Annotated in this window: 24 protein-coding genes and 1 other annotated feature; of the genes, 1 reads left to right on the forward strand and 23 read right to left on the reverse strand. The window is 54.4% G+C overall.

Annotated features, from left to right (window positions below):
- Positions 1-11: 11 nt before the first annotated feature.
- The 19 genes from GHH_RS13455 to GHH_RS13555 all read right to left on the reverse strand — a co-directional run bounded on the left by GHH_RS13455 (position 12) and on the right by GHH_RS13555 (position 19,482).
- The gene (locus GHH_RS13455) at positions 12-992 is read right to left on the reverse strand and encodes a M48 family metallopeptidase (RefSeq protein WP_014196456.1); all 981 of its coding nucleotides are present in this window, start codon (positions 990-992) and stop codon (positions 12-14) included.
- 204 nt (positions 993-1,196) lie between these two features.
- Positions 1,197-1,790: a 3-isopropylmalate dehydratase small subunit gene (gene leuD, locus GHH_RS13460; protein WP_011232131.1), complete on the reverse strand. Its 594-nt coding sequence runs from the start codon at positions 1,788-1,790 to the stop codon at positions 1,197-1,199.
- A gap of 96 nt (positions 1,791-1,886) precedes the next feature.
- The gene (gene leuC / locus GHH_RS13465) at positions 1,887-3,302 is read right to left on the reverse strand and encodes a 3-isopropylmalate dehydratase large subunit (protein ID WP_015375530.1); all 1,416 of its coding nucleotides are present in this window, start codon (positions 3,300-3,302) and stop codon (positions 1,887-1,889) included.
- A gap of 20 nt (positions 3,303-3,322) precedes the next feature.
- On the reverse strand, positions 3,323-4,438 hold the full coding sequence (gene leuB, locus GHH_RS13470) for a 3-isopropylmalate dehydrogenase (RefSeq protein ID WP_011232133.1): 1,116 nt from the start codon (positions 4,436-4,438) through the stop codon (positions 3,323-3,325).
- 16 nt (positions 4,439-4,454) lie between these two features.
- Entirely contained in the window at positions 4,455-6,002 is a 1,548-nt protein-coding gene (locus GHH_RS13475) for a 2-isopropylmalate synthase (RefSeq protein ID WP_014196460.1), read from the reverse strand.
- Complete coding sequence (ilvC, locus tag GHH_RS13480; RefSeq protein WP_011232135.1) at positions 5,989-7,014, reverse strand: ketol-acid reductoisomerase; 1,026 nt, start codon at positions 7,012-7,014, stop codon at positions 5,989-5,991. The genes GHH_RS13475 and ilvC overlap by 14 nt, the downstream gene beginning before the upstream one ends.
- A 105-nt stretch (positions 7,015-7,119) precedes the next feature.
- Positions 7,120-7,638 carry an acetolactate synthase small subunit gene (gene ilvN / locus GHH_RS13485; RefSeq protein ID WP_013144574.1) on the reverse strand — a complete coding sequence of 173 codons (519 nt, stop codon included), beginning with the start codon at positions 7,636-7,638 and terminating at the stop codon, positions 7,120-7,122.
- Positions 7,617-9,356: an acetolactate synthase large subunit gene (gene ilvB, locus GHH_RS13490; RefSeq protein ID WP_015375532.1), complete on the reverse strand. Its 1,740-nt coding sequence runs from the start codon at positions 9,354-9,356 to the stop codon at positions 7,617-7,619. Before ilvB ends, ilvN begins: the two co-directional genes overlap by 22 nt.
- A gap of 70 nt (positions 9,357-9,426) precedes the next feature.
- Positions 9,427-9,693 (reverse strand) — a binding site (T-box leader).
- A 22-nt stretch (positions 9,694-9,715) separates the two neighbouring features.
- Positions 9,716-10,615, reverse strand: a complete 900-nt coding sequence (ilvE, locus tag GHH_RS13500) for a branched-chain-amino-acid transaminase (RefSeq protein WP_011232138.1) — start codon at positions 10,613-10,615, stop codon at positions 9,716-9,718.
- Between the two features lie 284 nt (positions 10,616-10,899).
- Positions 10,900-11,406: a metallophosphoesterase family protein gene (locus tag GHH_RS13505; protein ID WP_033004987.1), complete on the reverse strand. Its 507-nt coding sequence runs from the start codon at positions 11,404-11,406 to the stop codon at positions 10,900-10,902.
- Positions 11,403-12,017 (reverse strand): XTP/dITP diphosphatase, encoded by a 615-nt coding sequence (locus GHH_RS13510; RefSeq protein WP_015375534.1) that lies wholly within the window; start codon positions 12,015-12,017, stop codon positions 11,403-11,405. Before GHH_RS13510 ends, GHH_RS13505 begins: the two co-directional genes overlap by 4 nt.
- A complete protein-coding gene (gene rph, locus GHH_RS13515) occupies positions 12,014-12,784 on the reverse strand; it encodes a ribonuclease PH (RefSeq protein WP_015375535.1) in 771 nt (256 codons plus the stop codon). The genes GHH_RS13510 and rph overlap by 4 nt, the downstream gene beginning before the upstream one ends.
- 151 nt (positions 12,785-12,935) lie before the next feature.
- Positions 12,936-14,009 carry a GerMN domain-containing protein gene (locus GHH_RS13520; protein WP_015375536.1) on the reverse strand — a complete coding sequence of 358 codons (1,074 nt, stop codon included), beginning with the start codon at positions 14,007-14,009 and terminating at the stop codon, positions 12,936-12,938.
- A 104-nt stretch (positions 14,010-14,113) separates the two neighbouring features.
- The gene (gene racE / locus GHH_RS13525; protein ID WP_011232143.1) at positions 14,114-14,908 is read right to left on the reverse strand and encodes a glutamate racemase; all 795 of its coding nucleotides are present in this window, start codon (positions 14,906-14,908) and stop codon (positions 14,114-14,116) included.
- A gap of 9 nt (positions 14,909-14,917) precedes the next feature.
- Entirely contained in the window at positions 14,918-15,361 is a 444-nt protein-coding gene (locus tag GHH_RS13530) for a MarR family winged helix-turn-helix transcriptional regulator (protein WP_015375537.1), read from the reverse strand.
- Positions 15,362-15,569: 208 nt separating this feature from the next.
- Entirely contained in the window at positions 15,570-15,794 is a 225-nt protein-coding gene (locus GHH_RS13535) for a response regulator transcription factor (protein ID WP_008881129.1), read from the reverse strand.
- A gap of 390 nt (positions 15,795-16,184) precedes the next feature.
- Positions 16,185-16,946, reverse strand: a complete 762-nt coding sequence (gene sdhB, locus GHH_RS13545; protein WP_015375538.1) for a succinate dehydrogenase iron-sulfur subunit — start codon at positions 16,944-16,946, stop codon at positions 16,185-16,187.
- Position 16,947: 1 nt separating this feature from the next.
- The gene (gene sdhA, locus GHH_RS13550) at positions 16,948-18,705 is read right to left on the reverse strand and encodes a succinate dehydrogenase flavoprotein subunit (RefSeq protein ID WP_015375539.1); all 1,758 of its coding nucleotides are present in this window, start codon (positions 18,703-18,705) and stop codon (positions 16,948-16,950) included.
- 168 nt (positions 18,706-18,873) lie between these two features.
- Complete coding sequence (locus GHH_RS13555) at positions 18,874-19,482, reverse strand: succinate dehydrogenase cytochrome b558 subunit (RefSeq protein WP_011232147.1); 609 nt, start codon at positions 19,480-19,482, stop codon at positions 18,874-18,876.
- Between the two features lie 243 nt (positions 19,483-19,725).
- Between GHH_RS13555 and GHH_RS13560 the strand changes: the two genes are divergently transcribed.
- A complete protein-coding gene (locus tag GHH_RS13560) occupies positions 19,726-20,178 on the forward strand; it encodes a YslB family protein (RefSeq protein WP_015375540.1) in 453 nt (150 codons plus the stop codon).
- Positions 20,179-20,613: 435 nt separating this feature from the next.
- Here the strand turns inward: GHH_RS13560 and uvrC are convergent, their stop codons facing one another.
- Genes uvrC through GHH_RS13580 form a run of 4 tightly spaced genes read right to left on the reverse strand, consistent with a single transcriptional unit; the run spans position 20,614 to position 25,616 of the window.
- Entirely contained in the window at positions 20,614-22,401 is a 1,788-nt protein-coding gene (uvrC, locus tag GHH_RS13565) for an excinuclease ABC subunit UvrC (RefSeq protein WP_015375541.1), read from the reverse strand.
- A gap of 11 nt (positions 22,402-22,412) precedes the next feature.
- On the reverse strand, positions 22,413-23,855 hold the full coding sequence (locus tag GHH_RS13570; protein WP_015375542.1) for a hypothetical protein: 1,443 nt from the start codon (positions 23,853-23,855) through the stop codon (positions 22,413-22,415).
- 47 nt (positions 23,856-23,902) lie between these two features.
- Positions 23,903-24,829, reverse strand: coding sequence for an FTR1 family protein (locus GHH_RS13575; RefSeq protein ID WP_015375543.1), 927 nt, complete (start codon positions 24,827-24,829; stop codon positions 23,903-23,905).
- 25 nt (positions 24,830-24,854) lie between these two features.
- Positions 24,855-25,616 (reverse strand): hypothetical protein, encoded by a 762-nt coding sequence (locus tag GHH_RS13580; RefSeq protein WP_015375544.1) that lies wholly within the window; start codon positions 25,614-25,616, stop codon positions 24,855-24,857.
- Between the last annotated feature and the right edge of the window lie 50 nt (positions 25,617-25,666).

The raw sequence follows: 25,666 nt of genomic DNA on the forward strand, positions 1-25,666 counted from the left end.
AGAACGAGCCATTAGAGGGAGGAAAGTTCCTCTATTTCGTATAGCTTTTGGCAAAGCGTTGCCATCTCCGCCGCCTCCACACCGTAGCGGTCGGCCAAGGCGGTCGCGTCAGCATCCAAGCCTAAAAACCGGCTCGCCATCCAATGGAGAGCAGCAAGCCAGGCCGCTGCATCCGCCGGCTCTGGCGGAAACGGGTACAACACATATGCATAGCGAAGCCAAATGTCCGCCGCCGTTTCATACAAACTCGGGCTTTCCGCCGCGAGCTGCTGTTCAAGCCGACCCAGCAGCGATGAAGCAAATTCCGTTTCCGTCTGTTCGTCCAACGCTGACGGGACGACCTCCATGCAACGGCCAAATTTCTCAACCGTCACCGTTTCGTTGACTCGCTTCCCTGTCAACAGGCGAAGGAGCATCGTTTTCGCCATCGGGCTTTTTTCCGGTGCGCGTAAATATTGCTTGAGCAACGGCAGCACCGGCTCGATGTCTTCTTTTTCCAGTTGTTTAATCAGTTGCAGCTGCTCAGCAATGTCCCCGGACTCAAGCAGCCGTCTCACCCGCTTCCACTCCGCGGGCGGAAGCGTGCGGGCATTCATTTTTTCACTGAATCGAAGCAGCTGGTGAAGCTGTTCGCGCAGCGAAACGGATAACGACGGACGGCGCAAGGCGTGGCGGATCACGGTTTCGGCCTTGCTGTATCGATTCGTTTGCAACAATATGGCAATATACATTTGCAACAGTTCACCGTTGCCCGGTTGCTCGTCAAGCAAACCGGCAAGACGCCGCTCCGCCTCATCATATTCCCCAAGCTCATAGCAACAGACAGCCAGCCCAAGCCGAACCGGAAAGCTGTGGTCGCCAAGCTGTTCGGCGGCGCGCAAAAAGCGGAGCGCTTCTTTATACCGCTTCGCCTCGAGCGCAGCAAACGCCTCTTCCATCAGCCGTTCTTTCGTTTGCGGAAACATGATGATTTTTCCTTTTTTCCCGGCCATCTTCGCCCGCTCCCATTTGCATTTACCATCAGTGTAACAAGTTTTCCCTAGCGAAACAACCCGCGCCTTGCTGGGTAACACAAACCGCTTGTTTGCCAAAAAGCAGCCGGCCTCTGGACGCAGGCGCCGTCAAACGCGAAAAAGGCTGCTCCCGCCGATTGGCAGAGCAGCCCATCTCTCCTTGCCTCCCGGAACACATGGCGCTTACGGCCGTGGACAATGCCGTCGTTCGTAGGCGGCGATATGCGCTTCGTACACAAACGTCAAATCAATTTCGTCCCATCCTTTTAGCAACAGCTGTTTTCGATACGGGTCGATGTCAAACGGACGCGAAAATCCTTCATCGTCAAATACCCGCTGTTCTTCAAGCGAAACCGTCAGTTCATAGTCTGCGCGCTCGCTTTGGCGCAGCAAGTAGCGGACATCCTCTTTATCCAGCCGGATCGGCAACAGCCCATTTTTTAAGCAGTTGTTGTAAAAAATATCGGCAAACGATGGGGCAATGATGACGCGGAATCCGTAATCTTGCAGCGCCCACGGCGCATGTTCGCGCGATGAGCCGCAGCCGAAGTTTTCATCGGCGACTAAAATCGTCGCCCCTTCGTTTTCCGGGCGGTTGAGCTCAAACTCCGGATTTGGCGTGCCGTCGCTCAAATACCGCCAATCGTAAAAGAGAAACTGGCCAAAGCCAGTGCGTTCAATCCGTTTCAAAAACTGCTTTGGAATGATTTGATCGGTATCAATATTCGCACGATCGATGCCGGCGGTTTTTCCGCGATGGATCGTAAACGGCTTCATCGTCCTTTCCCCCTTCCGTTATGGATGTCACTGATGGCAAAGGAGCTCGGCTTCCTAGGATGCCGCGCCGCCTCTTTTGCCATCACGATCGTCAATTTAACAGACCGGCTCGGCTTCAAGCTGGCGCACATCGACAAAATGTCCGTAAATCGCAGCCGCCGCGGCCATCACCGGGCTGACGAGATGCGTGCGCGCCCCTTTTCCTTGCCGCCCTTCAAAGTTGCGATTCGACGTTGACGCACAGTGCTCGCCTTCCGGAATGATGTCCGGGTTCATGCCCAAACAGGCGCTGCAGCCGGAGTCGCGCCATTCAAAACCGGCGTCGATGAAAATTTGCGCCAACCCTTCCGCCTCGGCTTGTTTTTTCACTTGCTGCGATCCAGGCACGACGAGCGCCCGTACACCCGGAGCCACTTTTTTCCCTTTCACGATGCTCGCCGCCGCGCGCAAATCGCTGAGGCGTGAGTTGGTGCACGAACCGATGAAGACGTGCTGCACCGGAATATCCGTAATCGGCGTGCCCGGCTTGAGCCCCATGTACTCAAGCGCCCGGCGCACCGCGTTTTGCTCTGTTTTGCTTTCAAATTGCTCGGGATGCGGCACGACGCCATCGACGGAAGTGCTCATCGCGGGGTTCGTCCCCCACGTCACCATCGGAGCGATCGTCGACGCATCGATTTCAATCGTTTTATCGTATTCCGCCCCCTCATCGCTTGCAAGCGCCCGCCACCGTTCCACCGCCTTGTCAAACTCCTCGCCTTTTGGCGCATATTTGCGGCCGCGCAAATAGGCAAACGTCGTTTCATCCGGGCTGATGAGGCCGGCTCTCGCCCCAGCTTCAATCGACATGTTGCAAATCGTCATTCGCTCTTCCATCGACATGCGTCGGATCGCTTCCCCTGTAAATTCGATAATATAACCGGTGCCGACGCCAACGCCATAGCGGCCGATAATGGCCAAGATGACGTCTTTGGCGGTCACTCCTTTGCCGAGGCGGCCGTTGATGCAGATTTGCAGCGTTTTCGGCTTATGCTGCCAAAGCGTTTGCGTCGCCAATACATGCTCGACTTCGCTCGTGCCGATGCCAAACGCCAAGGCGCCAAACGCCCCGTGCGTCGACGTATGGCTGTCGCCGCAAACGATCGTTTTTCCCGGCTGGGTCAACCCGAGCTCTGGGCCGATGACGTGAACGATTCCTTGCTCTTCGCTGTTTAGGTCGGCGAGCGGAATGCCGAACTCGCGGCAGTTGCGCTCAAGCGCAGCGATTTGGTTGCGCGCCACTTCGTCGGTAATCACAAATCGGTTAACGGTCGGCACGTTATGGTCCATCGTCGCAAAGGTCAAATCCGGCCGCCGCACCTTCCGTCCTTTTTGCCGCAACCCTTCAAACGCTTGCGGCGAGGTCACTTCATGCACTAAGTGCAAATCGATGTACAATAAATCCGGTTTGCCCTCCTCACGGTAGACGACGTGGTTTTCCCAAATTTTATCGATGATCGTTTTCGGCTTCATTGGCTTTCACCTCGCACGTCTTAGGCATAAACGGTCATAATTTGAGCAATGGCCGTATAATCCAGCACCGCTGTTTTGATTTCTTCGACCATTTCGTTCGTTGATACGATGCGGCCGCCGCTTGGCGCCAAGTCGGCAGTGCGCAAACCTTGATCGAGCGCCTGCCGCACCGCGTGCTCGACCGCCTCCGCTTCCGCGGTGAGCCCGAACGACAGGCGAAGCATCATCGCAGCTGACAAAATCGCCGCAATCGGATTGGCTTTGTTCATGCCGGCGATATCAGGCGCTGAACCGTGCACCGGCTCATACAAGCTCGGACCGGAAGCGGATAAGCTGGCTGACGGCAGCATCCCGAGCGAACCGGACAACATGGAGGCTTCATCGCTTAAAATGTCGCCAAACATGTTTTCTGTCACAATGACATCAAACTGCTTCGGCGCACGGATGAGCTGCATCGCGGCATTGTCAACAAGCATATGCTCAAGCGTGACGTCCGGAAACTGCTTCGCCACCTCTTCGGCCACTTCCCTCCATAGACGGCTTGACGAAAGGACGTTCGCCTTGTCGACCGAAGTCACTTTTTTCTTCCGCCCGCGTGCGAGTATAAACGCCATGCGGACGATCCGCTCAATTTCTTCCTTTTTATATAGCAAGGTGTCCACTGCTTTTTCTTCGCCGTTTTCGACGACGCGGCCGCTCGGCTGGCCGAAGTAAATGCCGCCGGTCAGCTCGCGGACGATGACAAAATCGACGCCTTGCACGAGATCCGGTTTTAACGGCGAAGCGGAAACCAAACTGTCATAGCAAACAACCGGCCGCAAGTTGGCATATAAGTCGAGCTGCTTGCGAATGGCAAGCAATCCTTTTTCCGGGCGCAAATGCGGAGGGTTGTCATCCCACTTCGGACCGCCGACCGCCCCAAGCAGCACCGCATCGCTTTCTCGGCAAAGGCGGAGCGTTTCCTCGGGGAGCGGCGTCCCCGCCTCATCGATCGCCGCTCCACCGATCAATCCATATTCAAACGTAAACTCGTGGCCAAACCGGATGCCGACCGCTTTCAATACCTCGACCGCTCCGGACGTCACTTCTTTTCCGATGCCATCCCCTGGCAAGACGGCAATCCGATAGTTTCCCATTCTGAATCCCCCCGTTTTATGGTGTTGCCACTTTCTCGTTTTCGCCGCGCATCGCTTCGATCATAAACACACGGTTGATGGCGTTGATGTACGCTTTCGCCGATGCTTCCAACACGTCTTGTGCAGTGCCGCGCCCGCTCGTCTCGATGTCATGGGCGCGCACTTTGACGAACACTTGGGCCAACGCATCGCGGCCGCCGCCGACCGATTCGATCCGGTAGTCAAGCAGCGTCACCGGCGTTTGGAAGCAACGTTCCAATGTATTGTACAGCGCCTCGACGCTGCCGGCGCCGGTCGCCGCTTCTTGGATTTCATTCCCCTTCCCGTCTTTCAGTACAACTACCGCTGTCGGAATTTGATTCGTCCCGTATTGCACTTGAATGGAAGACAATTGGTAAAAATCTTTAAAGTGGTCGAACTTCTCTTCGAAAATCAACGCGATTAAATCGTCGTCGGTAATGTCCTTCTTTTTGTCCGCCAATTCTTTAAAACGGACAAACAGCTGATTGATTTCTTCATCGGACAACGTGTAGCCGAGCTCCTCAACCCGGTTGCGAAGCGCATGGCGGCCGGAATGTTTGCCGAGCACCATCGAATTCGACGGCACGCCGACGAGCTCCGGCGAAATGATTTCGTATGTCGTTTTTTCTTTTAAGACGCCGTCTTGATGGATGCCCGATTCATGCGCAAACGCGTTTTTGCCGACGACCGCTTTGTTGGGTGGAACGACGACCCCGGTCAGCTTGCTGACAAGATTGCTTGTGCGCTTAATTTCCTGCAAATTGAGGCGCGTTTCCACTTGATAGTAGTCTTTGCGGATGTGAAGGGCGACAGCGATTTCCTCAAGCGCCGCATTGCCGGCCCGCTCGCCGATGCCGTTGATCGTGCACTCGACCTGCGTCGCTCCATGTTCAATGGCCGATAGCGAGTTCACCACCGCCATGCCCAAGTCATCATGACAATGAGCGGAGAGTGAAACCTTTTCAATATTCGGAACATTGTTTTGCAAATAGAGGAAAATTTCCCCGTATTCTTTCGGCGTAATATAGCCGACCGTATCCGGAATGTTGATCACCGAGGCGCCGGCTTTGATCACTTCGGCGACGATTTTCGCCAAAAACGGCAACTCGCTTCGGCACGCATCTTCCGCCGACCATTGGACGATCGGGAAAAAGCGCTTCGCGTATTTCACCGCCTCAACCGCCGCTTCAATCACTTGTTCCGGCGTCATCCGCAATTTATGCACCATATGGATCGGCGAGGTGGCGATGAATAGGTGGAGCCGCGGCTCCGCGCCGCCTTTTAACGCCTCCCACGCCGCATCAATGTCGCTTCGGACCGAGCGCGACAGCCCGGTGACCGAGCATGTTCTCACCGTTTCGGCAATTTGTTTGACCGCCTCAAAATCGCCTTTCGATGAGGCGGGGAAACCCGCCTCGATGATGTCAACCCGCAGCCGTTCAAGTTGACGGGCAATTTCCAACTTTTCTTGCAAATTCAAGTTCACACCAGCGGATTGTTCCCCATCACGCAATGTGGTATCAAAAAACTTAATTTTTCGCACCTGGCACCACCGCCTCGACTTGTTTTGCCTTCACAAACGGCATCATGCTTCGCAGTTCGCGTCCGACAATCTCAATCAAATGCTCATTCTCACGCCGGTTGATGGCGTTGAACTCCGGACGGTTCGCTTGGTTTTCCAAAATCCAGCTCTTCGCGAATTTGCCGGTTTGAATGTCATCGAGCACCTTTTTCATTTCCGCTTTCACAGCGTCGTTAATAATGCGCGGGCCGGTGATAAAGTCGCCCCATTGCGCCGTATCGGAAATCGAATAGCGCATCCACGACAAACCGCCTTCGTAAAGGAGATCGACGATGAGCTTCATCTCATGCAAACACTCAAAATAGGCGACTTCCGGCTGATACCCGGCTTCAACGAGCGTTTCAAACCCGGCTTTGATGAGCGCCGTCAGCCCACCGCACAGCACCGCTTGTTCACCGAACAAGTCGGTTTCCGTCTCTTCTTTGAACGTCGTCTCCAACACCCCAGCTCGAGCAGCGCCGATCGCTTTCGCGTAGGCGAGCGCCGTTTCTCTCGCGTGTCCGGTCACATCTTGGTAGACGGCGATGAGCGCCGGCACGCCCGCTCCTTCCGTATATGTGCGCCGCACGAGATGGCCTGGGCCTTTCGGCGCAACCAAGAAGACGTCAACATGATTCGGCGGGACGATTTGGCTGAAATGGATGTTAAAGCCGTGCGCAAACACAAGCGCATTGCCTGGCTCGAGTTCCGGCTCGATTTCCTCTTTGTACACGGCCGGCTGCTTCTCATCCGGCAGCAGCACCATGACGATATCAGCCTGCTTCGCCGCTTCGCGGACGGAATACACCTCAAACCCGTCTTGCTCTGCTTGCTCCCACGATTTTCCTTTTCGCAGCCCGACGATGACGCGGACGCCGCTGTCGCGCAAGTTTTGCGCATGGGCGTGGCCTTGTGAGCCGTAGCCGATGATCGCGACCGTTTTCCCTTGCAAATATTGTTCGTTTGCATCCCCGTTATAGTAGACTTTTGCCATGATTACCCTCTCCTTTGTCCTGTAGATAAATGTTGGTCAAGAAACAGCGCAAATGCTGCGATGGCGCCATGACTGCGCATGGGTGCGGTTTTGTATTGATGGTTGTTAAATGATAAACGCCGTTTTCTGGTTCGTGGTCGCTTTTTGCGCCCCGCGGGTGAACGCGGTTGTTCCCGTGCGCGCCACTTCCTTAATGCCGTACGGGCGCAATAGTTCAATCAACGCCTCGACTTTCTCCGGCTCGCCGGTCACTTGAATGACGAGGCTGTCTTTGCTTACGTCGACGATCGAGGCGCGGAACGGCTCGATGAGCGTGTAAATTTCCTGGCGGACCGCCGGAGGAGCGGCAACTTTAATGAGCGCCAGCTCGCGGGCGACGATCGCTTGGTCGGTGATGTCATTCACCTTCAACACATCAATCTGCTTGTTCAGCTGCTTAATGATTTGCTCCGCCGTCCGTTCATCGTCAACGTTGACGACGAACGTCATCCGCGAAACGCCCTCGATTTCCGTATGCCCGACCGTAATGCTTTCGATATTGTAATGCCGCTTCGTAAACAGCCCGGTGATGCGGTTTAACACGCCCGGGCGGTTGTTGACCGTCATCGTGATAATTCTTCGCACGCTTTCACCCCCACCATTTCATGAAGCCCTTTGCCGGGCGCCACCATCGGATACACGTTCTCGTCGGCGCGGACATGGAAATCAAGCAGCACCGGCCCATCCATCGCAAACGCTTGTTTTAACACTTCAGCTGCTTCCGCCTCCGTCTTCGCCCGCAGCCCCGGTATGCCGTATGCTTCAGCGAGTTTTACAAAATCCGGCTGATTCGGGATGAGCGAATGGGAGTACCGTTTTTCGTAAAACAGCTCCTGCCATTGCCGCACCATGCCGAGCGCCTGGTTGTTGACGATGACGATTTTAATTGGCAACCCCAGCTCTTGAATGACCGACAGTTCTTGGAACGTCATTTGGAAGCCGCCGTCGCCGACGATCGAAACGACCGTAGCGCTCCGGTCGGCGAGCTGGGCGCCGATCGCTGCCGGAAGCCCGAAGCCCATCGTGCCGAGCCCCCCGGACGTCACCCACCGGTGCGGTCGATTGAACTTGTAATATTGCGCCGCCCACATTTGGTGCTGGCCGACGTCCGTCGTCACGATCGCCTCGCCGTTTGTCATTTCATAGATCATCTCGATCAGTTTTTGCGGTTTGATCGTGCCGGCTTCCGGCTCATAATGGAGCGGGAAGCGCCGCTTCCATTCGTCAAGCTGCTCAAGCCACGCCGCGGTGTCCGCCGGCTTGCCTTGCTGGGCGATCAGCTCTTGCAAGGCGGCTTTCGCATCGCTGACGATTGGAATTTTCGTCGGCACGTTTTTGCCGATTTCCGCCGGATCGATGTCGATATGGGCGACGGTCGCTTTCGGCGCGAAATAGTTTAAATTGCCGGTGACCCGGTCATCGAAGCGGGCGCCGATGTTGATGAGCAAATCGCATTCACACAGCGCCATATTCGCCGTATACGTACCGTGCATGCCGGCCATGCCTAAAAACAGCGGATGGTCGGCCGGGAAACCGCCAAGGCCAAGGAGCGTATGAATGACCGGAATGTTTTGCTGTTCGGCGTATTGCCGCAATTCATTGGACGCATTGGCGTGCAAGACGCCAGCGCCGGCTAAAATGACCGGCCGCTTTGATTGGCTGACCGCCTCGACAAGCCGGCGGATTTGCCAATGGTTCGGCTGCGTCGTCGGCTGATAGCCAGGCAAATGAACGTCTTGATCGTAATCAAACTCCCCTTCGGCCGTCGTAATGTCTTTTGGAATATCGATCAACACCGGTCCGGGGCGCCCGGTCGTCGCGATGTGAAACGCCTCTTTAATGATTCTCGGCAGCTCGCTGATGTCGCGCACTTGGTAGTTGTGTTTCGTAATCGGCATCGTAATGCCGACAACGTCCGCCTCCTGAAACGCATCCGAACCGATGACGCTTGTCGCCACTTGCCCGGTAAAGACGACGAGCGGCAGCGAATCCATCATCGCGTCGGTCAACCCGGTGACGATGTTGGTCGCTCCCGGGCCGGAGGTGGCGATGACGACCCCCGGTTTTCCAGAAATGCGCGCATATCCTTCCGCCGCATGGATGGCCCCTTGCTCATGCCGCGTCAGCACGTGGAACACGCCGGCTTTATACAACTCGTCATACAGCGGGAGCACCGCCCCCCCTGGATAGCCGAAGATGACTTCGACTTTTTCTTCCTTGAGCGCTTCAATGAGCATCAGCGACCCGCTCATTCTCGCCTTCGTCCTCGCTTTTTCTTGTTCCTCGACTTTCATTTTTGTCATCATCGATCCTCCCTGTGATTTGTCATCCATATAAAAAACCTTTCCGCCCACGATGGCTGTCATTTCCAGCCAAAGGGGCGAAAAGGTTTCCTTTCCGCGGTACCACCCTTCTTCACGGCCGTGACGGCCGCCTCAGGAGCGGCCAGCCGAAGCCGGCCGCTCATTTTGGTAACGAGTGAAGCGCGCGTCTCCACTCGTCCAGCCCTACTAGCCGTCCGGCGTTCAGGCTGGCGCTCAGAGGTGAGTTCATCAAGCGGCAACATCACCGGTTCGCAGCTCCCCCGGCTCTCTGTGGATGTTGGCCCCGCTGACTACTTATCCTCGTCAACGCTTTTTCGCTATCCACTTGTCATGGACGATCAACCGACATTGGCGTTCGTCGGATACACCTTTACTCCTTCGACGACCACGCGGCGGCGGAATTCTTCAAGCAACCGCTTGGTATGCGGTCCCGGCGTCCCGTCGCCGATCGTCCGGCCATCGACTTTAATGACCGAAATGACTTCGGCCGCCGTCCCCGTCAAAAACACTTCATCCGCGACATAGACGTCATGGCGGGTAAACGGCTCCTCTTTCACCGTATAGCCGAGATCCTCCGCGATTTCGATGATCGCTTGGCGCGTAATGCCTTCAAGCGCCCCGACATACCCAGGCGGCGTGTAAATGACGCCGTTTTTGATGATGAAAACATTGTCTCCCGAACCTTCCGCGACATAGCCTTGATCGTTTAAGATCAGCGCTTCGCTTACGTTCGCCAAATGCGCCTCGATTTTGACAAGCACATTGTTTAGGTAGTTGAGCGATTTGACTTTCGGGCTCAGCACATCAGAGCGGTTGCGGCGCGTCGCCACTGTCACCACTTCGATGCCGGTTTCATATAAATGCTTCGGGAAGAGCGCGAGCGGCTCGACGATAATCACGATTTGCGGCGTTTTGCATTTGTACGGATCCAGTCCTAAATCGCCGACCCCGCGCGAAACAACCAGGCGGATGTACGCATCTTGATAGCCGTTGCGGCGGATCGTTTCGAGCACGTGGCCAATCATTTCTTCCTTCGTGTACGGAATGTCGAGCAAAATCGATTTCGCGGAATTGTATAGCCGATCTATATGTTCTTCGAGGCGGAATACGTTGCCGCTATAGACGCGAATGCCTTCAAATACCCCGTCGCCATACAAAAATCCATGGTCATACACGGAAATTTTGGCGTTTTCTTTTGTCACAAATTCTCCGTTTAAAAAGATCCATTGTTCGCCCACTTCGGTTCCCCTCTTCCTTGATCAGTCAGCAGTTGCTTTGAACGGCTTGATCATTGTATTGAGTCGTTTCTCTTATTTGAAAATTATAATAATCCGAAACCTTTGCGCCGTCAATAACGTTTTTCGAAAATTCCGATTGGTCAAACTATTTGAATGCGCTTACATTATGATAGAATCAAGGTTTTGCCGATTCAAAAATTTTTTCTTTCTTGGCGGCTCATAGAAAGCGGACGCGCTCTAACTGCCAAAGACGAAAAACAAAAAATAGCGGACGTTTTGTCCGCTTAGATCGAAAAGGTTCGTTCCATTCCGGAAACGGGCTGCCCATTCACTTCATAAAATTGGACATGCACGCGCCCGCCGCCGATGGTCAACACCGCGTACGTTTTTTCTTTTCTTCCGCGCGGCAAAGCAATGCTGCCGGGGTTGATGAACAACCGCCCATCCATTTGCTCGGCGCCGGCCAAATGCGAGTGACCGAAACAAACGACGTGAGCCCCTGTTTCTTGCGCGCGATAGGATAAACGCAAAAGCGACGTTTTCACCCCGTATAAATGGCCGTGGGTGACAAACAACCGAACGCCGCCTGCCTCTTCGATGCGCTCAGCAGGAAACGCGGCGAAATCGCAGTTGCCGCGCACGACGGCAAACGGGGCGATCTCGTCCGCCCCCACCTCCAACTCCGAGTCACCGCAATGGATAAACAAATCCGCTTCATGGCGATGACGGTTGACAATTTCAGCAAGTTCGGCAGTCAGCCCATGGCTGTCGCTCACAATCACCGCCTTCATTCCGTCCGCCCCTTTCCACCGACGATCTCCTCCCACTGCTCATCGAGCTTCGTCAGCGCCTTGGCGCGATGACTGATTTGATTTTTTTCCTCCGGCGCAAGCTCCGCCATCGTTTTTCCCCACTCCGGAAGGTAAAAGATTGGATCATAGCCAAAGCCCCCCTCCCCACGCGGCACTTCGGCGATATAACCATCGCATGTCGCTTCGACAACGGCGGTCGGCCGCCCTGGGATCGCGACGGCGAGCGCGCAATGAAAACGAGCCGTGCGCTGCTCCATCGGCACCCCGTCAAGCTCGCGAAGCAGCTTGGCGATGTTGCGTGCATCGTTTTTATCTTCCCCGGCATAACGGGCCGAATGAACGCCCGGCCGGCCGCCGAGCGCATCGACCACGAGCCCGGAATCATCGGCGATCACCGGCCGCTTTAGACGCCGCGACGCCGCTTCTGCTTTGAGCACGGCATTGTCCGCAAACGTGCTTCCCGTTTCTGCGACATCCGGAGCGTCCGGAAAGTCAAGCAACGATTTCACTTCGACGCCCCGCTTGGCAAACAAAGCGGCGAACTCGCGCACTTTGCCAGCGTTTTTGGTCGCGATGACGATCTCCTTCACTCTGTGTCCTCCTCTGCCGCTTCTTTTTTTTCGCCGATGCGCGCCGCCCACTCGCCCAATGCGCGGCGCTGAACGGCGATGAGCTGCTCGATGCCGATTTGCGCCGCTTCAAGCAATTCATCAAGCTCGGCGCGCGAAAAAACTGCTTCCTCTCCGGTTCCTTGAATCTCAACAAATTGACCGGCTCCGGTCATGACGACGTTCATATCCACTTTCGCCCGCGCATCCTCGTTGTAATCTAAATCAAGAATCACCCCATGCTCCGGATCGATGCCGACCGAGGTAGCGGCGAGAAAATCGCGGATCGGAAGCGCCTCGAGCTTCCCTTCTTCCACCAGTCTGGCAAGCGCCAACACAAGCGCCACATACGCACCAGTGATCGACGCCGTCCGCGTTCCGCCATCCGCCTGAATGACGTCGCAATCGATCCAAATGGTCCGCTCGCCAAGCTGTTCAAGATCAACAACCGAGCGAAGCGCGCGGCCGATTAAGCGCTGAATTTCCATCGTCCGCCCCGACACTTTTCCTTTGCTCGCTTCCCTCACATTCCGCTGCTCTGTCGCCCGCGGCAGCATCCCATATTCGGCCGTAATCCATCCTTTGCCGCCGCCGCGCATAAACGACGGCACTTTCTCTTCGACCGTCGCCGTGCAAATGACTTTCGTGTCGCCGATTTCAATGAGCACCGACCCTTCAGCGTGCTTCATGTAATGCGGGTGTATATGTACAGGGCGCAGCTCGCAACTGCTTCGTCCGTCCGCTCTCATCAACTGAGTCCTCCTTTTCTCCATCTTCAACGGAATGCCAGACGCCGCATTTCTTTCCGCCTAGCGAAAAAAAGAAAGAGGCAGAATACGTTTCCACCTCTTTGTTATACCATAACGTCCTATTCGTTTCCAGCCAGTCAGCACCAACCGGTTAAAATGTCCCGGTATTGACGTTTTGCGGCCGAGCGACCGGTTTGGTGAGCGGCTTGCCATCTTCCGTGACAAGATTGGCTTTGCCATTGACGGTGATCGCCACGCTTTCGACTCCTTTTTGCTCCGTGAGCGACAAAACGAGAGAATTCAACACGACGTCGGAAATGACATTTTTCTTGTTGCTTCCATAAATGCCTTCGTTAAAGTTGAGCGTCACTTTGCCATCCTCGTATTTCGGGGCATCGACAAGCTTCGCGTCCGGCTGAAAGACGCCGACAAGCCCGCTCCCTTGCTCTGGTCCTTGAATCAGTTCGTTGACGGCCGCGGCAATATCATCTTTCTCCTTATTGGACACACGCCGTGTCACCGGCACATAGTATGTGCTGTTCCCTTGTTGGGCGACAAAATAAACGGTGACCGGATGCGTATTCGTAATGTCTGGCACGCCGTTCGCTTCCATATTGATGCCATCGGCGCGGCTTACCCCATCTTGGATCGGCGTTTTATTGACCGGCATCACGTTTTGATCGTAGCCGTTGATGCGGATTTTGACGCGCTTGATATTGTCAAATTGCGTCAATGTCCACGTAATGGACTGCAAAATTCGTTTTTCGTCCTCCGGCTTATAGTTTTTAAATTCCGGCGAAAAGTCAGCGATCAACGTTCCGTCTTTTTCCAATTTTGTGCCAAGCACCGTCGTTCCGGCCGGAATGACCGCGCGGAAGCCGTTCGGTAACATTTCTGACACGGGTCCGTCTTCAACCAAATATTCGAGTACTTGTTTCGCCACGGCCTGCGTTTTCGGCAATTCCACTGTTTGCGGCACGACAAAGCCGTTTTTGTCAATCAAGTACAGCTCTCTTTTCACCGTCTCGGTGGCCTTCGCTTTCTCTTTCCCTTCCTTTTGGCTTTCCGTCGCTTCCTGAAGCGCTTGGCCGTCTTTGACATAACTCGTCTCTTGCGGCGGATCGATCTCCTTCACCGCCTCATCTCGCCCAAACAAACCGCAGCCGCCAAGCAACAACAGCGAGGCGAGCAGCGGCGCCGCCCATATTTGAGTCGTCCGTTTCATTGACGTTCCCTCCTACTCGTAGTTTGTACTACTATGTATACGAGCCGTTTTCCAAAATAGAATAAAAAAATCCTTTAGCGCATGGACGCTAAAGGATTGGTTGGTTACAGCCGAATCGCTTCGACCGTGCCGATCGGCTTGCCAAACCACTTCCCGGAAATCTTTTCAAACAGCTCTTTCGGCCCGGTCGTGAAAAACAAATGCTCCGGTTCGCGCTCGCCGGTGTAAAGGAGCTGGCTGTGGTGCAAAATCGCGCTCACTTCACGAGCCGTCTCACCGCCCGAGCAAATGAGCTTCACGCGTTTGCCCATATACGTGCGAATGAGCGGCGCGAGCAACGGATAATGCGTGCAGCCTAAAATCAGCACATCGATCGGCAGCGGACGGAGCGGAGCGAGCGATTCGGCGACGATCGCCATCGCCTCCTGCCCTTCAAAGTCGCCGCTTTCCACAAGCGGAACGAATTTCGGACAGGCCAAGCTCTCGACTTGGACGCGCGGATTGATGGATTGAAGCGCCTTTTCATACGCCCGGCTTCGGATCGTGCCAATCGTGCCGATGACGCCGATGTGCCCGCGCCTAGTCGCTTTCAGGGCCGCGCGAGCGCCGGGATGAATAACGCCAAGCACAGGAATGTCAAGCTTCGCCCGCACGTCGTCAAGCGCGACCGCCGTCGCGGTGTTGCAGGCGATAACAAGCATTTTCAAGGGATATTGCCGCAAGTAATCAATCATTTGCCACGTAAATCGACGGACTTCTTCCACCGGCCGCGGCCCGTACGGGCAACGGGCGGTGTCGCCTAAGTAAATAATTTGTTCTTTCGGCAGCTGCCTCATAATTTCTTTGGCGACGGTCAAACCGCCGACTCCTGAGTCAATGACACCAATTGCTCTTTCCAAGTGATCGCCTCATTCTTTCGTCATTTCTTGATGCAATTTGCGCAAACAACGCTCAAAGAGAACGATTTCCTCTTCAGAAAAATTTTCCAACACTTTAGCTAAATCTCTCTGGCGTTTTTCAATCACTTCCTCAATGATGCGCTCGCCTTTTTCCAACAAGTGAATGCGGACGACGCGGCGGTCGTGTTCATCGCGGACTCTGGCGACAAGTCCGTTCCGCTCCATACGGTCGACCAAGTCGGTCGTCGTGCTGCACGCCAAATACATTTTGTTCGATAACTCGCCGACCGTCAAGTCCCCTTCTTCAAGCAGCCACTGCAGGGCGACAAATTGCGGTGGGGTGATCGGATAGTTGGTTAAAATTTCACGGCCGCGCTGTTTCAAATTGGCGGCGATATAGCGAAGCAATTTTTCCAACTCGGCGACCGTTTGTTCATTCATCGCAGACGGCATACCATCTCTCCTTGATCGTTTCCGCGGCCAGCCTCAAACGGCGGCTTGCGTCGACAGCTATTCTTACTTTTCATTTTACAACACCGGCAAAGATAATCAACAAAAAAATGCGGCGGCCGCCGCGGACGAAGGCCGGACGGGCGCCAAGCCTCGTCCGGCCGCAAGGGAACATAACAGCCGGCTGTCCAACAAGGAAAGCCGGCATCGTTTATAGTTCAAGTTCGCCCATTCGAAGCAATTCAATGACAGCTTGCGAGCGCCCCTTGACCCCAAGCTTTTGCATCGCATTCGAAATATGGTTGCGGACCGTTTTCTCGCTGATAAACAGCTCTTTGGCGATCTCTTTCGTCGTCTTGTCTTGCACGAGCAATTCGAAGACTTCTTTTTCTCTTTTTGTCAAAAGCGGCTTCGATTGAAATGATTTGTCCTTCAACGGTTGTAACCCTCCTTGCTCTCAATGGGCCCGAACTGCCGGATGGGTATTTCCTCGCCATATCGTATGTGAGAGCAAGAGCGGCGGTGACGAAAATTTGCTTATCTAATAGAAAAATGGGTCTTTTTTTTTTTCGGTTCATCACCAAATGACTTTTAAAGACAAACATGATAGCAATGTTGTTCAAAGAGATGTGTGGTATAAAAAGGAAAAAATGCTGTTTTGGTTTTTCTTTATCATGATCGTCTTTCTTTTTCAAGTACACTTTGTGATGAAGAGCCTTTTCTTCTTTATCTTTCGATTCGCCGGAGACGGTTGGCTGCCGCTTGTCCAGCAAAACAAAAAATCCCCCTCATGTCTGTTCGAATGAAGGGGATTTTGATTCTGCCGCTACACTTCGTCGCTGCCAAAGAAATCGCGGAACATTTGAATCGTCGTTTCGCGGTTTAACGCCGCGATCGATGTCGTCAACGGAATGCCCTTCGGGCACGATTGCACGCAGTTTTGCGAGTTGCCGCAGTTGGCCAGTCCGCCGTCGCCCATAATCGCCCGCAACCGTTCGGCTTTATGCATCGCCCCGGTCGGATGGGCGTTAAACAGCCGCACTTGCGACAGCGGCGCCGGGCCGATAAAGTTCGACTTGCTGTTGACGTTCGGGCACGCTTCCAGGCAGACGCCGCACGTCATGCATTTGGACAGCTCGTACGCCCATTGCCGCTTCCGCTCCGGCATGCGCGGCCCCGGGCCCAAGTCGTACGTTCCGTCGATCGGAATCCATGCTTTCACTCGCTTCAACGCATCAAACATCCGGCTCCGGTCGATGACCAAGTCGCGGATGACAGGGAATGTGCGCATCGGCTCAAGGCGGATCGGCTGCTCGAGTTTGTCAATGAGTGCGGCGCACGCCTGGCGCGGTTTGCCGTTAATGACCATCGAACAGGCTCCGCATACTTCTTCCAGACAGTTCATTTCCCAAGCGACCGGCGTCGTTTTTTCCCCTTTGGCGTTGACCGGATTGCGGCGAATTTCCATGAGCGCCGAAATGACGTTCATGTTCGGGCGGTACGGAATGACAAACTCCTCTTCATACGGAGCAGAATCCGGACGATCTTGACGGGTGATGATGAATCGAACCGTTTTGTTCTCGCTCATCTTACTTCACTTCCTCTTTCTTTTTGCTGTAGTCGCGCTTGCGCGGTTTAATCAACGAGACGTCAACGTCTTCATAATGGAACGCCGGACCGTCTGGCGTGTAGCGGGCCATCGTCGTTTTCAGCCATTCTTCGTCGTTGCGCTCCGGAAACTCCGGCTTGTAGTGCGCGCCGCGGCTTTCATTGCGATAGTAAGCGCCAAGCGTAATGACGCGGGCGAGCTGCAGCATGTTGTACAGCTGGCGGATAAACGTCGCTCCTTGGTTGCTCCATCTCGACGTATCGGTGACGCTGATGTTTTTATACCGCTCCATCAGCTCTTGAATTTTCTCATCGGTCTTCAGCAGCCGGTCGTTGTAGCGGACGATCGTCACGTTTGCCGTCATCCATTCACCGAGCTCTTTATGCAGCACGTAGGCGTTTTCCGTGCCGTCCATCGCCAAAATGTTTTCCCACTTTTCTTGCTCCCGTTTCACATAGCTGTCGTATAACGTCGACGGCATCGCATCGGCCGATTTCTCGAGACCGCGGATGTAGCGGACGGCGTTCGGGCCGGCGACCATTCCGCCGTAAATCGCCGACAGAAGCGAGTTTGCCCCGAGGCGGTTCGCGCCGTGAATCGAATAATCGCACTCGCCGGCAGCAAACAACCCTTTGATGTTCGTCATTTGGTCATAGTCGACCCATAAGCCGCCCATCGAGTAGTGAACGGCCGGGAACACCTTCATTGGCACTTTGCGCGGGTCTTCGCCCATGAACTTCTCGTAAATTTCGATAATGCCGCCGAGCTTGACATCCAACTCTTTCGGATCTTTATGTGACAAATCCAAATACACCATGTTTTCGCCGTTGATGCCGAGCTTCAAATCGACGCAGACGTGGAAAATTTCCCGGGCGGCGATGTCGCGCGGCACCAAGTTTCCGTAAGCCGGATATTTTTCCTCAAGGAAGTACCACGGTTTCCCGTCCTTATACGTCCAAATGCGTCCGCCTTCCCCGCGCGCCGATTCGCTCATCAACCGAAGCTTGTCATCGCCTGGGATCGCGGTCGGGTGAATTTGGATGAACTCGCCGTTCGCGTAGTAAACGCCTTGCTGATAGGCGATCGAAGCCGCTGAACCAGTGTTGATGACCGAGTTCGTCGATTTCCCAAAAATGATCCCCGGGCCGCCGGTCGCCAAAATGACGGCATCGGCTGGAAACGCTTTGATTTCCATGGACCGCAAATCTTGTGCGACGATGCCGCGGCAAATTTGCTCGTCATCCAAAACGACGCCTAAAAACTCCCAATGCTCGTACTTCGTGACGAGCCCGGCCACTTCATGGCGGCGCACCTGTTCATCAAGTGCATACAAAATTTGCTGCCCGGTCGTGGCTCCAGCATAGGCGGTCCGGTGATGCTGCGTCCCCCCGAAACGACGGAAATCAAGCAACCCTTCCGGCGTCCGGTTGAACATGACGCCCATCCGATCGAGCATGTAAATGATCCCCGGCGCCGCTTCACACATCGCTTTGACCGGAGGCTGGTTCGCCAAGAAGTCCCCGCCATAGACGGTGTCGTCAAAATGCTCCCACGGCGAGTCGCCTTCCCCTTTCGTGTTGACCGCTCCGTTAATGCCGCCTTGGGCACAGACGGAGTGAGAACGCTTTACCGGAACGAGCGAAAACAGTTCGACAGGCACTCCTGCTTCGGCGATTTTAATCGTGGCCATCAAACCGGCCAACCCACCGCCAACAACGATGATTTTCCCTTTTTTCATAGCTACTCACTCCCTAATAGATTGCTGCTTTTGCTTGCATGCCGCACGTTTTGCCTTGCCGGCCCGCCATCGACCAAGCGATCGTTCGGCGAACGGCTAGAGCACGTTTGTCACGAGCCAACGCAGCAGTTCATCGTTGAATCATTCCTTAGGAATGGAACGCTTGTCTTACGCAAACGCCAAGATGGCGCGAATGCCGACAATGGAAAGCGCGATGAAAATGATCATCGTAATGTACGTAAATACTTGCTGCGAACGAGGGGACACCGTCAACCCCCAGCTGACGCAGAACGACCATAAGCCGTTGGCGAAGTGAAAGACCGTGGACAAGATTCCAACAATATAAAATCCGAGCATAAACGGATTGTCGACAATGTTGGCCATCATGTCGTAGTTCACTTCGGCGCCGAATGCAGCCTGCACCCGCGTTTCATACACATGCCAGACGACAAAAATCAATGTAATGATGCCGGTGATCCGCTGAAGCATGAACATCCAGTTGCGGAAATAGCCGTACTGGCGAGTGTTGAATTTGGCTGTAAACGCGATATAAATGCCGTATACAGCGTGGAACAACAATGGAAGAAAAATAACAAAAATTTCAAGAAAATAGCGGAACGGCAAGTTTTCCATAAACGCCGCCGCCCGGTTAAACGCTTCCGGCCCACGGGTCGCAAAATGGTTGACGACCAAGTGCTGCACTAAAAAGATGCCGACGGGAACAACCCCCAGCAGCGAATGGAGCCGGCGATAGTAAAACTCGCGATTCCCTGCCATTATGTAAACCCCCTTCAATTGAATAAAAAATATGTCCCTCTCGCTCGCCATGCGGAAACGGAAACGTCTTCCATTCCCCTATTCGCTTGTCACATTCATTGTACTCCCACATTGTACAAGCGTCAAGAAAACACTGACACAAAATGTTCAAACATTCTCATAGTTGCGCCACCTTAGGAAAGAGGATGCACTCCGGCAGCAATTCAGCTATAATGGGGAAATGGATAGAAAGAGGGGAAAACGATGAAACAGCCACCATTAGAGGACCAATATCAAATGTTTGGGTCAATTGCGCTTTCCGCCTTCGGGACTGAGCTGCTTCGCCATTCGCTTCTTCCCGAGCTGCTTGGCAAAGATGCCGCTTCGCTGCTGTACTGGGCCGGCAAACAGCTGGCGCGGAGCTACCCGCTCGGAACGCTCGATGACGTCGCCGTATTTTTTGAACGGGCGGGCTGGGGGGAGCTATCAACCGGCGAAGAGCGAAACGACGAACTCTATATCGAGCTGTCGGGCCCCATCATCGCCGCCCGCTTTTCCTTGTACGGCAGCTGCTCGTTCCAGCTTGAGGCTGGATTTCTCGCCCAGCAAATCGAACAACAAAAGCGGTTCGTCACCGAAGCGGTCGAACTGCCGCCAAAGCGGGACGGCAAAGCGCGCATTTTGGTGAAATGGGATCGGAAGCAGGCGATCGAATGACATGCAAAGAACGGGCGTCCGCTCGCAAAACGGGCGTCCGTTCAGCCATTATTCATCCTATTTCGCGCAGGAGACTCCCACTTCAACGACCAAAGGGAGTAAGTGGGAGAGGAATGCGCGTTCCCCCTTTCTTTTGTGTATGATAGAATAAAGATGTGGAGACAACCGTTTAATAAAGGCACTCCAATCACGGCTGCTCGATGGATGGAGTTGGTTGCAGGAAACGTTGCAACCGCAAAACATCGAGCGTAGGTCCGTCTGTTGTGTGTGGAAGCCAAGTACTGCCAACAGACACACCGAGAGAATCGGTAACGATGCAGGCATGACCTGTGTCGTTGGGCAGTTGTCAACCTGCCCCTGATGCAACCCCAAGTCAAGGAAGGAGGACAAAGTCCGCTCGCACTTCTGGGGAGTTGCAAGCCCCCACTTCAAGCGTTAGCTAAGTGGGGGTAGTTGACGCAGTTTTTCATAGATTTTCTCCGCCACCGCCCGTGGAATGTTCGCCCGTTGCAGCTCATCAACGGTCGCCTCTTTCATCTTTTTGACTGATCCGAAATAGTTTAACAGCGCTTTTTTCCGCTTTTCCCCGACGCCGGGAATGTCATCAAGCACGGAATGGAACATCGTTTTCTGCCGCGTCTTTCGGTGAAACATAACGGCAAACCGATGCACTTCATCCTGGATGCGCTGCAATAAATAAAACTCTTGGCTTTGCCGGTCAAGCGGCACGACATCCGGCGGGTCGCCGGCCAAAAGCTCTGATGTGCGATGTTTTTCGTCTTTCGCCAATCCAGCCAGCGGCACATCCAGTCCAAGTTCGTTTTCGAGCACATCCCGCACCGCCGACAAGTGTCCTTTGCCGCCGTCGATGATGATCAAATCGGGAAGCGGCAATCCTTCTTTCAACACGCGCGTATAGCGGCGGCGCACGACTTCGCGCATCGTTTCATAATCGTTCGGCCCCGCGACCGTTTTCACCTTATATTTCCGGTATTCTTTTTTCGCCGGCTTGCCATCGAGGAAAACGACAAGCGCCGAGACCGGATCGGCCCCGTAAATGTTCGAGTTGTCAAACGCCTCGATGCGGCGCGGCGCCGGAATGCCAAGACGCTCTCCGAGACGTTCGACCGCTTTGATCGTCCGTTCTTCGTCCCGCTCGATGAAATAAAATTTTTCTTTCAGAGCAATGGCCGCGTTTTTGCTCGCCAGCTCAACAAGCTCTTTTTTCTTCCCTTTTTTCGGCTGGACGACGGCAACGCCGAGCAATTCGCGGGCGAGCTCGCCGTCAATGTCGGACGGGAGGACGACTTCTTTTGGCTTCAAATGATGCGCTTTCGCATAAAACTGACCCAAAAACGTAAGCATTTCCTCATCCGGGTCTTGGTAAAGCGGGAAGATCGACACGTCGCGCTCGATCAGCTTTCCTTGGCGGAGGAAAAACACTTGCACGCACATCCAGCCTTTGTCGTACGCATAGCCGAATACATCGCGGTCGATGAAGTCGTTGAGCATCATTTTTTGCTTTTCCATCGTCATCTCAATCGCTGCGATTTGATCGCGGTATTCTTTCGCCCGTTCAAACTCGAGCGCTTCCGCCGCCTCGTGCATTTTCTCGGCCAACTCCCGCTTCACGTCTTCATACCCGCCGTTTAAAAAGCGGACGATTTGTTCAACCATCGCCTTATTTTGTTCGTCCGACACCGGGTGGACGCACGGGGCGAGGCATTGGCCCATATGGTAATACAAACAGGCGCGCGAAGGCAGCGTCGAACATTTGCGGAGCGGATATAAGCGGTCGAGCAGCTTTTTCGTTTCGTTCGCCGCCTGCACGTTTGGATACGGGCCGAAATATTTGCCCCCGTCTTTTTTCACTTTGCGGGTGATCAGCAGGCGCGGATGCTTTTCCGCGGTGATTTTAATAAACGGGTAGCTTTTATCATCTTTCAGCATGACGTTGTATTTCGGATCATGCTTTTTGATCAAATTCATCTCCAAAATGAGCGCCTCGGCGTTTGACGAGGTGACGATGTATTCGAAATCAGCGATCTCCTCAACAAGCCGCTGCGTCTTGCCGTCATGCGTCCCGGTGAAATACGAGCGGACGCGCGCTTTCAGCGACTTCGCTTTGCCGACGTAAATGACCGTTCCGTGTTTGTCTTTCATCAAATAGCAACCCGGCTGTTCCGGCAGCACGGCCAGCTTTTCTTTCAGCCGCTCGTTCATTGGCCATCACCTCACTCTCCATCCACCCATTCGTACAGCGTAATCGTCCCATACACCGGATCAGCAAGCAGACTGGAACGATACGTTTTCACTTTGCGCACATGGCGGGAAACATCGATCCCTTGAGCCTCGAACCCTTGGACAACGTGATTGGTCATATATATCGCAGCATGGCGGTAGTTTTCTTTGTCTTGCAAAAAGAAGGAAAAATGGAGCACGTCTTTATGTGGAAAGGGCACGTTCAAATAGTCTAGGACGCGCGTCTCTTCCCACGTATATACCACAAACGGCTGCCGTTTGTCACGCAAATCGTCCGCAAGCTGATACACTGCCGGCGGCGTCTTTGCCTGCTCGCACAGCTGCCCGATGCCGATTGCAGCCTGCAGCAGCACAACCGCCGCCGCCAACACATGCTTCCATGATCGCGGTGCAGCCAATACGCGCCCCCACACGAAAACGAGCGCAATGTGAACGAGCGGAAGGAGATGACGCGGCTTGTCAATGTTTTGTCCGAAAAGCGCCCACAAAGCATACAGCAACGCGGAAACGACAAGCGGGCGCGGCAGCCGAAACGGCCCAGTGCGCCAGGCGATGGCGCCGACCACTGCATAGGCAGCCAGCAGCCAAGCATTTCGGCTGGCCATGCCGGTCCAAAGAAAGTTGTCAAGGACAAAGCGGCGCACCCGCTCCCAAAATGGAAGCGGGCTCGCCGCCGCCGTTCCCCCCCAGTCGCTGAAATGACCGACGACAAACGCCCAGCCAAGCTTGAAAAACGGCCAAAGGCCGCCTTCCGTCGCCGCGACCGCCGCCACCCAAACAAATTGAAAGGCGGCCGCCGCCAACAGCGATGCCGCCACGCGGCCGAGGCGGCGGTGCGTTTTCCAGTCTTCATGCCAAAGGATCAACAACGCAGCAGCAAACGGGGCATAAGACAAACGGATGCCCATGAGGATGCTGAACAACGCGGCCGGCCAAAGCTGCGCCATCCATGTTGTTCGCCGCCGCGCCCATTCCACCGCCCATATGTACCACCAAAGCACGCCAAGCGCCGCGCCGTCCGACATCGGTCTGGCGGCGGCAAGGAGCACGTAGCTTGAAGAAAGCACCGAAAGCGCCGCCCATAGCGCCGCTGAACGCGGCATATGGCGAGCGAGCAGCCAAACGATGGGAAAGGCGGCGGAAAACAACACGAGCACATTCAAGATCGAAAGCGCTTTGGCCGGATTGGCGACCAGAGCGTGCACTGCCATGCCGCCAAGAATCAAATACGGATAGCCCGGGAAATGCGGCTGCATGGCCAATAAATCATAGCGTTCCAGCGCCCGCGCAAAGTCAACTTCGTCCCACGAGGCCGCATACGGGTTCGCCCCATACAAACCGGCGCCGGCCAACAAAGCAGCCATTCCGACACCAAAGCTCATCCAAAAGCGATCATCGCCCAACCGTTTGTCCACCGTGTTTCCCTCCAAAGAAAACGTACAAGGCGCAGCGTCCTTGTACGTTACATGACGTTTTTGGCTTGTTCCTCCAACGAGGCAACCGCCGGCTTCTCAACCACGGCCTTCTTTTGACCGCGGCGGCTCGCCACCAACAAATACACGACGACGAAGTAGCCGATATAGGCCAACACTTCTTCAAGCGACGGCATTGAAGAATAACCGAACAGCGCTTTTAAAAAGACGCCGACTTCGCCGGAAAAGACAGGGGCGACGCCATGGTCGCGCACGTAATGTTCGTAATCGATCGGATGTTCCGGAAGCAGCCACGTCAAATCGTATACGTGCGGCATGACGCTGCCGATGAGGCCGATGTCCTGCATCATCGAAATGGCTTGCACGAGCAGTCCGGCGGCAATTAGGACGATAAACGCGCCAGTCACTTTAAAGAACGTCTTCAACGGAATGCGCATCGTCCCTTTAAAGAAGAAGTAGCTGACAAAAGCGGCAATGACGACCCCGGTCGCCGCTCCCCAGCCTTGCATCGCCGCGCCGATGTTGCCGTGCGTAATGGCGGCGAAGAAGAAGACCGTTTCCACTCCTTCGCGCAGCACGACCAAAAACGAGTGGATGACCATGCCGGCGACATTGCCGGCGGTGACAAACTGATCCATTTTCCCTTCCACGCTTTTTTTCATGTCCCGACTATGTTCGGCCATCCAGAACACCATTTGCGTCAAGAGCAACGCGGAAATGACCATGATGCCGATTTTCAAATACGTCTCGCTTCCCATTGCCGCAAAACCGGTAAAGACGAGCTGAAACAACATGGCGACGCCGACGCTCGCCGCCACAGCAAGAGCGGCGCCAAGCCATACATATTTCGTGTATTCACGGTGACCGACCCGTTTCAAATACGATGTAATGATGCCGACAATCAGCAGCGCTTCCAGCGCTTCACGAAACGTGATAAGCAGCGCTTGAACTTCCATGCCCCCGCCTCCCATTCAGTTTAGACTAAGCACGCTTCCGGCGACGTGCGTAAATCAAGACAGTCCCGATGATCACCACAGCGATGACGATGAGCGGAATCCAGTTTTTGGCCTCGGACAAATCGGTCCACTCTTTCTTTTGCACTGCATCCGGCTTTTCCGTGGCGCTTTCCGAAAAATGGCCGACTTTTAGGCTTTTGAGGCCAAATTGCTTTTGCAACGCCGATAAAATGGTTTCCTTGCTTTTCTTGAACGTTTCGATGTCTGATTTTTTCTCGCCGACGCCAAACAGCCCCGGGTTGCCAAGCGACTGAAGCGCCTTGTCAAACTCGGTGCGCAGCTGTTTGTCAAGCGCAGGGTCTTTCCCTTGGATGATCGGCGACAGCGCCTCATACGTCGCAAACGCCTTCGCCAACAGCCGCTTGCTCGTGTCGTACTGATCAAAGTTCGCCTCAATATTGTCCAAACGTCGGGCGATATTGAGCACTAAAATTTTTTCCATGTCTTTGATCACCGCCTGGCGGTCCTTCGCTTCGATGGCTGCAAGCACCGCCTTGGACGGCTCAGGCCCCATGTGCATGTCGATTTCTTCTTTTATGGTTCCGAAAATTTCCTTCGCTGCGGCAAAGTTCGGCGGCTGCTCGTTCAACTTTTCTTTCATCTCTTTATACGCCTCAGCAACCGCTTCTTTGTTCGGATCTCCATACGAATAGGCGAACGCTTTCAGCGGAATGAGATTGAGAATAATGATCACTGCTATGTAAAAAAAGAAACGGGATGTTTTCACGTTTCTGATCCCCCTCCATCAAGATCAATGATAATCATTATCACCATCAT

This window comes from Geobacillus sp. GHH01 (assembly GCF_000336445.1).
Classification (GTDB): Bacteria; Bacillota; Bacilli; order Bacillales; family Anoxybacillaceae; genus Geobacillus; species Geobacillus zalihae.